13 protein-coding genes are annotated in these 14,512 nt (G+C 45.3%); 9 read left to right on the top strand and 4 right to left on the bottom strand.

Going from position 1 to position 14,512, the window contains the following annotated elements:
* Window positions 1–61: 61 nt before the first annotated feature.
* Window positions 62–856, bottom strand: coding sequence for an AraC family transcriptional regulator (locus L3V36_RS22990; RefSeq protein WP_017077762.1), 795 nt, complete (start codon window positions 854–856; stop codon window positions 62–64).
* An 86-nt stretch (window positions 857–942) separates the two neighbouring features.
* The gene (gene rarD / locus L3V36_RS22985; protein WP_102576333.1) at window positions 943–1,851 is read right to left on the bottom strand and encodes an EamA family transporter RarD; all 909 of its coding nucleotides are present in this window, start codon (window positions 1,849–1,851) and stop codon (window positions 943–945) included.
* 179 nt (window positions 1,852–2,030) lie between these two features.
* Here rarD and recQ point away from each other — a divergent pair, with 179 nt between their 5' ends.
* From recQ to L3V36_RS22970, 3 genes are all read left to right on the top strand, one after another.
* A complete protein-coding gene (gene recQ / locus L3V36_RS22980; RefSeq protein WP_004736641.1) occupies window positions 2,031–3,869 on the top strand; it encodes an ATP-dependent DNA helicase RecQ in 1,839 nt (612 codons plus the stop codon).
* A gap of 72 nt (window positions 3,870–3,941) precedes the next feature.
* Window positions 3,942–4,253 carry a DUF3630 family protein gene (locus L3V36_RS22975; RefSeq protein WP_009848192.1) on the top strand — a complete coding sequence of 104 codons (312 nt, stop codon included), beginning with the start codon at window positions 3,942–3,944 and terminating at the stop codon, window positions 4,251–4,253.
* A gap of 298 nt (window positions 4,254–4,551) precedes the next feature.
* On the top strand, window positions 4,552–5,223 hold the full coding sequence (locus L3V36_RS22970) for a 7-cyano-7-deazaguanine/7-aminomethyl-7-deazaguanine transporter (RefSeq protein WP_009848193.1): 672 nt from the start codon (window positions 4,552–4,554) through the stop codon (window positions 5,221–5,223).
* 101 nt (window positions 5,224–5,324) lie between these two features.
* Here L3V36_RS22970 and gppA read toward each other — a convergent pair whose 3' ends face one another.
* Together gppA and rhlB are read right to left on the bottom strand one after the other, a co-directional pair.
* Complete coding sequence (gppA, locus tag L3V36_RS22965; protein WP_017081537.1) at window positions 5,325–6,818, bottom strand: guanosine-5'-triphosphate,3'-diphosphate diphosphatase; 1,494 nt, start codon at window positions 6,816–6,818, stop codon at window positions 5,325–5,327.
* A gap of 6 nt (window positions 6,819–6,824) precedes the next feature.
* Window positions 6,825–8,135, bottom strand: coding sequence for an ATP-dependent RNA helicase RhlB (gene rhlB / locus L3V36_RS22960; RefSeq protein WP_004736636.1), 1,311 nt, complete (start codon window positions 8,133–8,135; stop codon window positions 6,825–6,827).
* A 111-nt stretch (window positions 8,136–8,246) separates the two neighbouring features.
* Between rhlB and trxA the strand changes: the two genes are divergently transcribed.
* From trxA to fre, 6 genes are all read left to right on the top strand, one after another.
* Entirely contained in the window at window positions 8,247–8,573 is a 327-nt protein-coding gene (trxA, locus tag L3V36_RS22955) for a thioredoxin TrxA (protein WP_004736635.1), read from the top strand.
* Window positions 8,574–8,773: 200 nt separating this feature from the next.
* Entirely contained in the window at window positions 8,774–10,033 is a 1,260-nt protein-coding gene (gene rho / locus L3V36_RS22950; protein ID WP_029222011.1) for a transcription termination factor Rho, read from the top strand.
* A gap of 110 nt (window positions 10,034–10,143) precedes the next feature.
* Window positions 10,144–11,139 (top strand): hypothetical protein, encoded by a 996-nt coding sequence (locus tag L3V36_RS22945; protein WP_004736631.1) that lies wholly within the window; start codon window positions 10,144–10,146, stop codon window positions 11,137–11,139.
* 98 nt (window positions 11,140–11,237) lie between these two features.
* A complete protein-coding gene (gene ubiD / locus L3V36_RS22940; protein ID WP_017095447.1) occupies window positions 11,238–13,079 on the top strand; it encodes a 4-hydroxy-3-polyprenylbenzoate decarboxylase in 1,842 nt (613 codons plus the stop codon).
* Complete coding sequence (locus tag L3V36_RS22935; RefSeq protein ID WP_017081534.1) at window positions 13,076–13,345, top strand: 2Fe-2S iron-sulfur cluster-binding protein; 270 nt, start codon at window positions 13,076–13,078, stop codon at window positions 13,343–13,345. Before ubiD ends, L3V36_RS22935 begins: the two co-directional genes overlap by 4 nt.
* Before the next feature lie 20 nt (window positions 13,346–13,365).
* The gene (gene fre, locus L3V36_RS22930) at window positions 13,366–14,079 is read left to right on the top strand and encodes an NAD(P)H-flavin reductase (RefSeq protein ID WP_017095446.1); all 714 of its coding nucleotides are present in this window, start codon (window positions 13,366–13,368) and stop codon (window positions 14,077–14,079) included.
* Window positions 14,080–14,512: the final 433 nt, after the last annotated feature.

Genomic DNA, 14,512 nt, shown 5'->3' with positions numbered 1-14,512 from the left:
GTAATCGTATTGAGCGTAGCTTACCGTGATTTGAAATCGAGCAATTGTAAATTATCAACACTTAGTTGATTTGTGAGGGTGGTACACCGAACGTGGTTTTGAAAGCCTTAGAGAAGTGTGCTTGGTCATAGAAGCCTACTTGGTGCGCGACCTTGGTACCACATATCCCAGACTTAATCAGACGCATGCTCTGTTCCATACGTAAACGGCTCAGCCATGCATAAGGCGTAATGCCCATTCTGTTTTTAAAATGGCGTTGGAATTGAGTCGTGGTTAAACCACACAACTCAGACAATTGTTCTAATCGCACTGGTTGATCCAAGTTCGCCATCAAGTAGTCTTTGAGTGTATCAATCGATTGATTACCCAGTTTGATGTCACTCTTCGATCCAAATTTCGCATAACGATCGACAATCGTCGAGAACCCTTCGAAAGGTAAGCAATCTTGAGCGAGCTGGCTGATGTTTTGATGGATTAATAGGCCGTGTAAGTTGCGTAATTGTGAAAATGCAGCTTGATCGGAGAGGATCAACTCAGAAAAGCCTAATGTGTGACCATTCTTCTTGGGATCGGCAAGATCTTGAAACCATTGGGGAGACACGGCAAACACACTGACTTGATAACCCGAATCGAGTTTGGAGTGCCCATCATGCAGCTCATCGGGTGGCATGATAACAACTTGGCCAGCACCAACATTATGGCTCGTCCCTTTATAGACGAATTTCTGCTGTCCTTGGGTAATTAAACCAATATGAAAGTCCAAATGATAGTGGCGCTGAAAAGCAAACTCTTGGTATTGAGCTTGGATCAGGCTGATATCTTCTGTTGGGGTAGAGTAATAGTGGACTTTATCCATGGTACAAAAAAGCTTGGTCAAATAGTCATCAATTCAACCAAGCTTATCTTCGTATTAAGGGATTGTCTTGTAAAAAACGATCAGTGTTACTGCTTAGCGCGTTTGTTCTTTCTGTTGTTACGCAGACCGTCAAAGCTGAATATCACCAACGCTCCCCAAATAAAGGCGAAGGTAATCGCTTTGTCACTGGTAAACGCTTCGCCATAAATCAGCACCGCTAACAAGAACATTAAGCTTGGTCCAATGTACTGGAAGAAGCCGAGGGTCGATAGCTTCAAGCGTGTTGCGGCACCAGTAAAGCACAGCAGTGGAATGGTGGTAATAACACCAGCCGCAACCAGTAATAGATTAAGTTGCATTGGGTTCATTGAGAAGTCCGAGGTTGGACTATCAGCAATAAACAGTAGGTACGTTGCTGCGAGAGGCAACATAACCAGAGTCTCAATGAACAAACCGGTTTGCGCTTCTAAGCTCACCTTTTTACGCAGTAAACCATAAAAACCAAAGCTAAAGGCTAGGGCAATGGCGACGATCGGCACTGAACCGAAGGCAATTAATTGGATTAATACGCCAATCGCAGCAAGAGCCACTGCAAACCATTGCAGCTTACGTAAGCGTTCGCCGAGGAAGAGCATCCCGAGCAACACGTTAATCAGTGGGTTGATGTAATACCCCAAGCTGGCATCAAGCATGTGATTGGAATTCACCGCCCAAATAAAAATAAGCCAGTTAGCGCCCACCAAAATAGACGTCGCCACCAAATAGAGCATTTTTGGTTTCGAGGTCAGGATGTCGCGGACTTTACGCCAGCTGCGGCCAATGTGCAGTAAGAAAGCGAGTAGGAAAAAGGACCATACTACACGGTGGCTAAGGATCTCTAACGGGGATACGTCACTTAAAGATTTGAAATATATAGGGGCGATCCCCCACATGGTGTAGGCGCCGACGGCAAGCAAAACTCCCTGGCGCGTACGTTGTTGTTCTTCCTGTGTCATGCATCTTTCTCTAGCACTGAGTGCTTATTAATAAGATTTATAAGAGAGTTGGTCAGTATAGGAGCGATAACCCTTTTCACCTAACAATTTGCGGTTTAATTCGCCAGCGTTCCCCTCTACAATGTGCGACTTGCTTGCCGAAGATGCTTGCTGATTTCATACCTCGATTAGGAACCATAATGACCGCCACTCTGATTGCTGAGCAAATACCAACTCCCGCGAATGATGCGCAAACCATCTTGCAAGATGTGTTCGGCTATCAAAGCTTTCGCGATGGTCAGCAAGAGGTCATTGATTTGGCCGTTGAGGGCAAAGACAGCTTGGTGATTATGCCAACCGGTGGCGGTAAATCTCTGTGTTACCAAATCCCGGCTTTGGTTCGTGAAGGGCTGACTCTGGTTATCTCACCGCTGATTTCGTTGATGAAAGACCAGGTTGATCAGCTGAAAGCTAACGGCGTCGCGGCAGAGTGCATTAACTCGTCAATGCCGCGTGAGAATCTGATCTCGGTCTTTAATCGTATGAACTCAGGTCAGTTGAAAATGGTGTATGTCTCGCCAGAGCGTGTGTTGATGCGTGACTTTATCGAGCGTCTACAAGGCTTACCGCTTTCGATGATTGCGGTCGATGAAGCGCACTGTATCTCTCAGTGGGGACACGATTTCCGCCCTGAATATGCATCATTAGGCCAGCTTAAACAGTATTTTCCGCATGTGCCTTATATGGCGCTAACGGCAACCGCTGATGATGCGACGCGCAAAGATATTATCTCGCGTTTGCAGTTGGTGGATCCGCATACGCATTTAGGTAGCTTCGATCGCCCTAATATTCGTTACAACTTGGTTGAGAAGCATAAGCCCGTGTCACAGGTGGTTCGCTACCTAGAAACACAGAAAGGCAATTGCGGCATCATCTACTGTGGTAGTCGCAAGAAAGTGGAGATGGTGACCGAGAAGCTGTGCAATAACGGTATTCGCGCTGCGGGTTACCATGCTGGCATGGATACCGACGAACGTGCTTACGTTCAAGAAGCTTTCCAACGTGATGATATTCAGATCGTGGTAGCGACTGTGGCCTTCGGTATGGGTATCAATAAACCCAACGTGCGCTTTGTGGTGCACTTTGATATTCCACGCAATATCGAATCTTACTATCAAGAGACTGGCCGTGCGGGTCGTGATGGTTTACCTGCTGAAGCGATGATGCTGTTTGACCCGGCTGATATGGGTTGGCTTCGTCGCATGCTGGATGAGAAAGAAGAAGGCCCACAGAAACAAGTTGAGATGCACAAGCTGAACGCGATGAGTGCCTTTGCCGAAGCGCAAACCTGTCGTCGTCAGGTTCTATTGAACTATTTTGGCGAATATCGCGAGAAGCAATGTGGCAACTGCGATATCTGCCTCGATCCACCTAAGCATTTTGATGCGACTAAAGAAGCGCAGAAGGCATTGTCTTGTGTGTACCGTGTCAATCAGTCGTTTGGTATGGGCTACGTGGTGGAAGTGATGCGTGGCATGCAGAACATCCGTGTGCGCGATAATGGTCACGATAAGTTGTCTACTTACGGTATTGGCCGCGATCACAGCCACGATTACTGGATCAGTATCTTCCGTCAGCTGATTCACAAAGGTTTGTTGTTCCAAAACATCACTCGTAACTCGACATTACAGTTAACAGAAGAAGCCCGCCCGTTACTGCGTGGTGAGATGTCTTTGGAGTTGGCTGTTCCTCGTTTAGATACCGCGGTGCGTAATGCGAAGTCCGACAAGCTGAGCAGTAAGAACTACGATAAGAAGCTGTTTGCGAAACTGCGAAAGCTGCGTAAGTCGATTGCAGATGAAGATGGCTTACCACCTTATGTGGTATTCAGTGACGCGACGCTGATTGATATGGCTGAAATCCTACCCACATCTTATGGCGAGATGCTGGCAGTGAATGGCGTTGGTCAACGCAAACTGGATAAGTACGCTGATCCATTCTTAGATTTGATTCAAGAACACATCACTACACACGGCTAATTGCTAGTTTTCAGAAGTGTTTAGCTTATAAAAACCATTAGCTCATAGAAAAAGAATAAGGTTGATAGGGACATGACAACACCAACAGAATTTGGCTTAAGAGAGTATTTGGCTGAGGAAGGACGTTTATTGATTACGTCTCCAAGTTTTGATTTTGATTCTTACGAAGTGTTAGGTGAAAAGCTGGTGGCGTTACTGTCAGCGTCTGTTGTTGAAAAACAATGGGACGCCGATATGCACTCTTGGTTGATTGATTTTGAAGATTGTCGAATGTTTTTAAAGTCTGAGCATTACAGTGAATCAATCTGGTTTGAGTCGCTAAACGCTGAAGAAAGCCGAGAAGAGTTCGATTATCTCGCGACGCTTTTCAAGCGCGGCTTCTAACTTTTAGCACGGCTTCTAACTTCAAGCATGGTTTCTAACGTTTAGCATAGCTTCTAAAAACATAGCTTTAAAAAACAGAGATTCTAGCGTCATTCACCAATAAAAGTGAGGATAAACGATTGCGTCTGTTCTCACCGTTGCAGCTAATATTGATTAATGTATAATCGCCCGCCGCTCAATAGAGCAAATTATAGAAACATTTTTAATTCACATTATTGGTAAGAGCTTTCTTGGATTATTCGAAGAAATGACTCGATTTGGGTTCCCTCACCCCCAAACCAAACTAAAAAGGTACAGCATGAGTAACTTTACCCCTGCGCAACAGCGCAAAGCCCTAGCACTATTAGTTTTGTTCCATTTGATCATTATTGCGTCAAGCAACTATTTGGTTCAGCTACCTTTTACCGTCTTCGGTATGCACACCACTTGGGGTGCTTTCACTTTCCCGTTTATCTTCCTAGCGACCGACCTCACAGTACGCATTTTTGGCGCGCAGCTTGCTCGTAAAATCATTTTCTTAGTGATGTTGCCTGCACTGGCCGTTTCTTATTTATTGTCTGTGGTGTTCTTTGAAGGTTCATTCCAAGGCTTTAGCCAACTAGGCGAGTTCAACCTGTTTGTTGCACGCATCGCAGCGGCAAGCTTCATGGCTTATTTGCTCGGTCAGATCTTGGATGTGCATGTGTTCAACCGCTTACGCCAAATGAAGCAATGGTGGGTTGCGCCAACGTGTTCGACACTTTTTGGTAATGCCATTGATACCATCGCGTTCTTTGCGATTGCCTTCTACCAAAGCCCAGATCCATTCATGGCTGAGCACTGGACTGAGATTGCGTTGGTCGACTACGGATTCAAGCTTATCATCAGCTTAGGTTTGTTCGTGCCTATGTACGGTGTGCTTCTTAATTACGTGGTTAAGAAGTTAACCGCAGTGAACCCTGATTTTAAAGCGACAGGTGTTAACGCTTAAGTTTGAGATTTGTAACACAAAGCATTAATGCAGCGATAAGAAAAAGCCCAAGTTAGTCTACTAACTTGGGCTTTTTTAATTTCTAGCGTCAGATATTAATATCAGAGGCATTCAATATTCAATGGCCAGCCAATATCGGTTTGTCTATTCGACTCGATCTCTAGCTCAGCAGCGGTCAGCGGGTTGTCTGCTAGCCATTGCTTAGAAAGCGTTAAGGTCAGGTTGTTACCATCGGTTGCAAGCTTAAACTCAGGCTCTAGCGCTGGATTGCGACGGTGGGTCAGCAAAATAGCTAAACGCAGAATTCGTAAAATACGCTTGCTGCTGGTGCCTGAGATTGCATGTTGCTCTGGCAATGAGGTTAACTGTTCACGGTAGCGACGTGTTAACTCACCCAAGTAGTGCTTTTGCGCTCGAGTAAAGCCTGGCAGGTCTAAGTTCTGCAGTAGGTAAGCGCTGTGCTCGCCGCCTTTTTTGAAATCGATGGTTAAACCAATCTCATGAAGCTTAGCTGCGGTTTGCAATAGCACGCCAGCTTGAGGTTCTGAAACCCACTCTTCGGCGCCCGCTTGCTCTAACAGAGTTTGTGCGACGACAGCAACTTGTTCACCGTAGCTTACGTCCATTTGGTAACGTGATTGCACGCTCTTGATGGTACGCGCACGAATATCTTCTTGGCGAAGTTCATCCACCATCTCGTAGGCTAGGCCTTCACGGAGTGCGCCGCCTGCGAGTGTCATTGAATCTATTTCAAGTAGCTCAAAAATAGCGATAAGAATAGAAAGGCCACTTGGGAACACTAATGCACGCTCTAGGGTCAATCCTTCTATTTCTAGCTCTTCCAAGCGCTCGGTAATCATAGCTTGTTTCTGTAAACGCTTAAGCTTGGCATGAGTAATGACTTCATCCATGCCTTGCGCCAACATGATTTCTTGCAGTGCTTGAACGGTACCACTGGCACCAACACACACATCCCATCCGATATCAGTGTAGCTATCTAGGATAGGAGCCAACGTAGACTTAGCCGCTTCAATGGCATTGTTAAAGTTGGTTGCGGTTAATTGGCGATCTTTAAAGTGGCGCTCAAGCCAGGTAACACAGCCCATCTTCAGGCTAGTTAGTGCTTTCGCTGAGAAGCCTTCACCTATGATCATTTCGGTGCTTGCGCCACCAATATCAACGACCAGTCGGCGGCCGCTGCCACCAGAAGTGTGTGCTACGCCTTTATAGATAGTCGCAGCTTCTTCTTCACCAGAGATAACATTGATGTCGTAACCAAGGATCTGGTTCGCTTTCTCTAGAAATATATCCACATTGATAGCGGTACGTAGGGTCGCTGTACCCACAATGCGGATATTTTCTTTCGGAATATCTTGCAGTCGCTCTGCAAAGAGACTCAAACAGTCCCAACCGCGCTGCATAGCTTCTGTACTAAGCGCATTATTTTCATTTAAGCCTGCTGCTAAACGCACTTTACGCTTAATCTTAGCCATAGTTTGTACGCTGCCATCGATGTGACGCACAACGAGCATATGAAAACTGTTCGACCCGAGGTCGATTGCAGCATAAAGCGGGGGTGACACTGTTTGACTCATAAGCGACTAAGCTTCCTTGTTATGACGCGGTTGGCGTGGGCGACGGTTCTGGTTTGGTTTACGGTTACCGTTGCGTGGGCCATTGTTGTTTGAGCGGCGTTGTTGCGGGTTACGTGTACGTAAGCGCATCGGTGCTGGCAGATCTTCTAATAGTGCAGAAGCATCGTAGTCAGACATTGGGATAGCATGCTCAATGTATTCTTCGATTGGTGGCAAGTTGATTGCGTAATCTTCACAAGCAAAGCTGATCGAGTGACCGCTTTCACCAGCACGACCTGTACGACCGATACGGTGAACGTAATCTTCGCAATCGTCTGGCAGGTCAAAGTTGAATACGTGTGTTACTTGAGGAATGTGTAGGCCACGTGCTGCAACATCGGTTGCGACAAGAAGGTCAACATCACCTTTGGTGAACTGCTCAAGAATTTTTTCACGTTTCTTCTGAGGAACATCGCCAGTTAGCAGGCCTACACGGTGACCATCGGCAGCCAAGTGGCCCCAAACTGATTCACATTTGTGCTTCGTGTTAGCGAAGATGATTGCGCGATCTGGCCATTCTTCTTCGATTAACGTTTGCAGAAGAGCCATCTTATGTTCGTTAGAAGGGTAGAACAGCTCTTCTTGAATGCGGTGACCTGTTTTACGCTCAGGCTCAACAACCACGTGCTCTGGGTTGTGCATGTGCTCGAACGCTAGCTCTTGTACGCGGTAAGACAGCGTCGCAGAGAACAGCATGTTCAGGCGATCTTTTGGCTCAGGCATACGGCGGAACAAGAAGCGAATGTCTTTAATAAAGCCCAGATCAAACATACGATCGGCTTCATCAAGCACAACCGCTTGAATGTGGTTAAGGTTAAATACCTTTTGCTTGTAGAAATCGATGATGCGGCCAGTCGTACCAATTAAGATATCTGCGCCTTCTTCGATTTTACCTAGTTGCTTGTCGTAGCTTTCGCCACCGTAAGCGAGTGCTGCTTTGATACCCGTGCTTTCAACCAGAGAGTCAGCATCGTTGTAGATCTGAATCGCGAGTTCACGCGTTGGTGCCATAATAATTGCACGTGGCTGGTTAGGCTTACGCCCTTCATGCTCAGGTGTTTTTAGCAGGTGGTTAAAAGTAGCAGTTAGAAACGCAAGCGTTTTACCAGTACCCGTTTGGGCCTGGCCTGCAATGTCTTGGCCGGTGAGCAGTACCGGGAGCGCCAAGGCTTGGATAGGGGTACAATAATCGAACCCTTTTTTCTCCAATCCTTCAATGACTTGAGGAAGTAAATCCAAGTCGGCGAACTTTTGCTCTGTGATATGCGTCTTTTTCATTGCTATAGAATATCAGCTTAAGCTTGCAATACGAAAGTAAATACATTCCAATAGGGCATCTATTTACTGGTTATCATCCAACCAGTTCTAAAAAATACATTGGAGTGGAAGATGAGTGATAAGATTTTGCAGCTAACTGATGACGGTTTTGATAACGATGTAATCAATGCTGCAGGCCCTGTTCTTGTTGATTTTTGGGCAGAATGGTGTGGTCCATGTAAAATGATTGCGCCGATTCTTGATGAAATCGCAAACGAGTACGAAGGCAAGCTCACAATCGGTAAATTAAATATCGACCAAAATGCTGGAACTCCACCAAAATTTGGTATTCGTGGCATTCCAACGCTGCTTCTTTTCAAAGATGGCGGCGTAGCAGCAACTAAAGTTGGTGCATTGTCTAAAACTCAACTTAAAGAGTTCCTAGACGCTAACCTTTAATTAGGTGAGCCTTTGAAAAGAAACCGCGCAGTTAACAAATGCGCGGTTTTGTTTTTTCTAAGCTATGGACTAGTCTTAGTTTTAGTGCTAATTTATCGCACGTTAATTGAACGAATTTCTCTTCTTGGTCGATCCTGTGACCAACTCCTTCTTAACTTAAGAAAACAGATCCTATTTTGACTAAACAAACTTCCACCACTATGAATCTTACTGAACTGAAGAACAGACCTGTGTCTGAACTTGTTAAACTTAGCGAAAGCCTAGGTCTTGAAAATCAAGCTCGCCTAAGAAAACAAGACATTATCTTCTCCATCCTTAAAGCGCATGCAAAAAGTGGTGAAGACATCTTTGGTGATGGTGTTCTAGAAATTCTTCAAGACGGTTTTGGTTTCCTGCGTAGCGGCGACAGTTCGTACCTTGCTGGGCCAGATGATATTTACGTATCACCAAGCCAGATTCGTCGTTTTAACCTTCGCACCGGTGACTCGATTGGCGGTAAAATCCGTCCACCTAAAGATGGCGAACGTTACTTTGCACTGCTTAAAGTAAACACGGTTAACTACGACAAGCCAGACAACGCTCGTAACAAAATCCTTTTTGAAAACCTGACTCCTCTTCACGCCAACGAACGTATGGTGATGGAAGCGGGTAATGGTGCGACTGAAGATATCACAGCTCGAATTCTTGACCTTGCTTCACCTATAGGTAAAGGCCAGCGTGGTCTGATTGTTGCTCCGCCTAAAGCAGGTAAAACAATGCTTCTGCAAAATATTGCACAAAGCATTGCACGCAACCATCCTGAGTGTGAACTAATGGTTCTACTTATCGATGAGCGTCCAGAAGAAGTAACAGAAATGCAGCGCCTAGTTAAAGGCGAAGTAATCGCATCGACTTTCGATGAGCCAGCATCTCGCCACGTACAAGTAGCAGAAATGGTAATCGAGAAGGCGAAGCGTCTTGTTGAACACAAGAAAGATGTGGTTATCCTACTGGACTCAATCACTCGTCTAGCTCGTGCTTACAACACTGTTATTCCTTCATCAGGTAAAGTTCTTACTGGTGGTGTTGATGCGAATGCTCTACATCGTCCAAAGCGTTTCTTCGGTGCGGCACGTAACGTAGAAGAAGGCGGTAGCTTAACTATCATCGCAACTGCACTGGTTGATACTGGTTCTAAGATGGATGAAGTAATCTACGAAGAATTCAAAGGTACAGGTAACATGGAACTGCACCTTAACCGTAAGATTGCTGAAAAGCGCGTATTCCCAGCGATTGATTTCAACCGCTCTGGTACTCGTCGTGAAGAGCTTCTTACTAAGAGCGATGAACTACAGAAGATGTGGATCCTGCGTAAGATTGTTCACCCTATGGGCGAAACTGATGCAATGGAATTCCTTATCGATAAGTTAGCAATGACTAAAACGAACGATGAGTTCTTTGACGCAATGCGTCGTCAGTAGTCTTGATTAGCTGATAGTTATTAAAAAGCGCTGCCTTCGGGTGGCGCTTTTTATTTGCATTTTATAGCGACAGCTTGCAGAATGAGCAAAAGTGTTAAAAGGAAGTTAAAATGCAACATGGACTGTTGTCATCATTACTCCTGTCTACTTCACTGTTACTTTCCCCGGTCGGTATGAGCTATGCCACCGAGATGTCTCCAATTACAGTAGAGTCTTGGCTTGAGAATGATCAAGTAAAACTGAAAACTGCTGAATTACTCGAATTTGTCGTACGTGACGAAGTTAATTCGCTGCGCTTCGCGCTTGAGCGTCTGACATTTCCCCAACAAGAAGTGGCTCGTTACCAACTCTTGAAGAAGCTCGAACAGCAAAAAATTGTCCTCACCCCCAAGATGTCTATCTTCATTGAGCAGCAACTCGCTATCACGCCAACTTACCAAGTTTTAGAGCGTGGAGATGGTTATGAGTTTACGGTACCTGCCTTTAATTACCCTTCGATTGCCAACCGGCTCATCAAACAGTGGCGCCAAGACCAGAAGACGCTGGTGTTTGTGTTAGATGCAGAGAAACAAGAACTCGACCTAAAAGAGTGGTTATCTGGATCTGAGCATCAAGTTCAAACACGAGAAGCATTGTTAATCAGAGAGCTAGACAGTTTGTCTCCTGAAGCGGTTGATTATCTGACTAAGCAACTCACGGCCTCCTCGATTGTTAGCTGGCTACCTTCTACTGAGGTGGTGGTTCGATTAGCGCAAGTGAGCGAAGACCCAGAGGTCTACAAGATTCTATGGCGAATGAAGGCCGATTATCATAGCCAAGCTGAGCTAGTCCGCCTTGCTGAAACCAAACAAGCGTTCGCACTTGAACAAGTAATGGCTGCGACTAAGAACCCTCGTTTGAAAGATGAAGCGATTACTTTGCTTACCAAGGTTAACCCGCTATCAGAAGAGGTGAAGGAGTTTCTTGTCTCTAGGATGGCGATTGCCGATGAAGCGCCATTAGTCGCCCGTGAATTAGCCAAACAAGGTCATACGCGATGGTTGCAAGATCTTGTCAATGATAACCCTCAGGTGAAGAGCTCTTTGATCGAGCAAGCATTACCGTAAAGTGGATTTTGTCTCTCAATAACCACACTAAAAAGGGGGATCTCAGCGTCACCCTTTTTGATATACTGAGCGCAGAATAATCAGCATGTAGAAGTCCTATGAGTTTTAAAGATTTACGTGATTTTATCGACCATCTTGAAAGTATTGGTCAGTTGAAACGCATTTCTCACCCAGTCGATCCAGACTATGAAATGACCGAGATTAGCGACCGTACTCTACGTGCTGGTGGCCCGGCTCTTTTATTTGAAAATCCAATAGGCTATGACATGCCTGTTTTAACCAATCTATTTGGTACACCTAATCGTGTGGCTATTGGTATGGGTCGTCAGGAAGTGAAAGAACTGCGTGAAGTGGGTAAGTTGTTAGCTTACCTAAAGGAACCTGAGCCACCAAAAGGCTTTAAAGATGCTCTTGATAAACTGCCGGTGTTTAAGCAGGTCTTAAATATGCCAGCTAAACGTCTTCGTAAAGCGGCATGCCAACAAGTGATATGGCAGGGTGATGACGTCGACCTAGATAAAATCCCCGTGATGAGCTGTTGGGCCGACGATGTCGCGCCATTGCTAACATGGGGATTAACGGTTACTCGCGGTCCTAATAAGAAACGCCAAAACTTAGGCATCTATCGCCAGCAAAAAATCGGCAAGAATAAAGTCATTATGCGTTGGTTAGCCCACCGTGGTGGAGCGCTTGATCTGCGTGATTGGATGGAAACTAACCCAGGCAAACCATTCCCAGTCTCTGTAGCGTTTGGAGCAGATCCAGCCACCATTCTTGGTGCGGTTACGCCAGTGCCGGATACTTTATCGGAATACGCATTTGCAGGTTTACTACGTGGTAGTAAAACTGAGGTTGTTAAATCAATCAGCAATGATTTAGACGTTCCTGCAAGTGCGGAAATCGTGATGGAAGGTTACATCGACCCGAATGAGTTCGCGGACGAAGGGCCTTACGGAGATCATACTGGTTACTACAACGAGAAAGAAAAGCACCATGTGTTCACTGTTACTCATGTAACCATGCGCGAAAACCCTATCTATCACAGCACCTATACTGGCCGTCCACCTGATGAGCCTGCGGTATTGGGTGTTGCGTTAAATGAAGTGTTTGTTCCTATTCTTCAAAAGCAGTTCCCAGAGATTGAAGATTTCTATCTACCACCTGAAGGTTGTTCATACCGAATGGCAGTAGTAACCATGAAGAAGCAATACCCAGGTCACGCTAAGCGAGTGATGATGGGTGTATGGTCTTTCTTACGCCAATTCATGTACACCAAGTTTGTATTGGTGTGCGATGAAGATGTGAATGCACGAGACTGGTCTCAAGTGACCGCTTCTATGTGTGAACATATGGATCCGTCACGTGATAGCTTGATGATAGAGCACACGCCAATCGATTCATTGGATTTTGCATCACCTGTGGTTGGGTTAGGCTCTAAGATGGGCTTAGACATCACTAAGAAGTGGGATGCCGAGTTAGCACTATCGCCAGATATCGAATCAGCACCTGTAAATAGTGAACATATAGAGGGCAGCTTAGCTGAGTTAACCAAGACTCAACCTGAAATTATTGATATTCACCTGCAAAACGACAATGCCAGCATGGTTGTGGTGTCTATTGATAAGCAAGCTGCCGGTAATGGTAAGAAAATCATGGAAGCGGTTTGGTCTCAATTTGATGAGAACAAGTTTGTTATCGTGTGTGATGGCGATGTCAACGTGAGTGATTGGAATGACATTATTTGGGCGGTGACCACAAGAATGGATCCGGCTAGAGATACGTTGTTCCTACAGAATGAAACAGGACACTCAAAAATGGGTCTAGATGCGACCAATAAGTGGGAAGGCGAATGCCTGCGTGAGTGGGGTGTTCCAATCACAAAAGATCCTGATGTCGTTAAAAAGATTGATAGCATCTGGGAACAGCTAGGAATTTCATGAGCTACCAAGTAGTCTTATACCCAGAAAACATCAGTTTTACCGTAGAAAAAGGGCAAACGGTCTTGGATGCTGCGCTCAACAGCGATATCTATTTCCCAAACCGTTGCCAAGTCGGCGCATGCGCGATGTGTATGTGCAGAAAATTAGAAGGGCAAGTGAGTTACCATCTTGAACCCATGCTCACAGAGAAAGAGCAGCAACAAGGCTGGATTTTTGCTTGCCAAGCATTTGCAGAAAGTAATTTAGTTCTAACCTTTGCCGATTAAGGGTTAGTAAGAGGAAGAACATGACTATTAAATGTAAAGTGAAGTCTATCGAGCCTTTGGCTTGTAATACTTACCAAATCCTACTTCACCCAGAAACACCGGTCGCTTTTAAAGCGGGCCAATATCTGATGGTTGAAATGGGCGAGAAAGATAAGCGTCCATTTTCGATTGCAAGCAGCCCTTGTCGCCATGAAGGCGAGCTTGAGTTACACATTGGTGCAGCTGAGCACAATGCTTACGCTTCAGAAGTCGTTGAGGCAATGAAGAAAGCGCAAGCTGAAGATGGCGATATAGCTATTGATGCTCCGCACGGTGATGCGTGGGTTAAAGAAGAAAGCGATCGTCCTCTGTTACTAATTGCTGGTGGTACTGGCTTTAGCTACGTGCGCTCTATTCTCGATCACTGCATCGCGCAGAACAGTAAAAAAGAGATTCATCTATACTGGGGTGCAAAAGATGAGTGTCAGCTGTATGCGAAAGAAGAGCTTGTCGACATTGCAGCAAAACACAGCAATGTGCATTTTGTACCAGTAGTAGAAGAAGCACCTGAAGTTTGGCACGGCCAAACGGGTAATGTATTAGAAGCAATCACGCAAAGTTTCGAATCATTAGCTGATTTCGATATCTACATTGCGGGTCGTTTCGAAATGGCAGGCGCTGCAAGAGACATGTTTACTCAGAATAAAGAAGCAAAGCGTGACCATATGTACGCAGATGCTTACGCATTTATCTAAGAATTCTTTTGGATTTTGAACGAAAAGAGAGCAGAAATGTTCTCTTTTTTCTGTTTAGGTGAACTATTAGGCAGTTAACCCCTATTTATTCATTTTTTATGAAAAAGTAGTTGCTAAGCTGAGTGGGTTCCCTATAATGCGACACCACTGAGACGGCAGACGCCACAAGGCTTCAGCAACAATCAGTCAGACGGAAAGCGACAAAAAATTAATTTTCAAAAAGTGTTTGACACTGAATGTTAATTCGCTAGAATGGCCGTCCACTTCGAGAGGCTCCTTGCTTAAAAGGAACGCTCAACAAGTGAAGCTCTTTAACAATTTAAACCTATCAATCTGTGTGGGCACTCGTTGATGAATATCAAAACGTCATTCTTAGGAATGGCAGTTACTTCGGTAACAAACTTGATTTCAATGAACTGAGTGACCAATACAA

The organism is Vibrio sp. G-C-1 (genome assembly GCF_021728015.1).
Lineage (GTDB): Bacteria > Pseudomonadota > Gammaproteobacteria > Enterobacterales > Vibrionaceae > Vibrio > Vibrio splendidus.
Note: the sequence above shows the minus strand (reverse complement) of the source record. Positions and strands in the feature narration are given on the sequence as shown.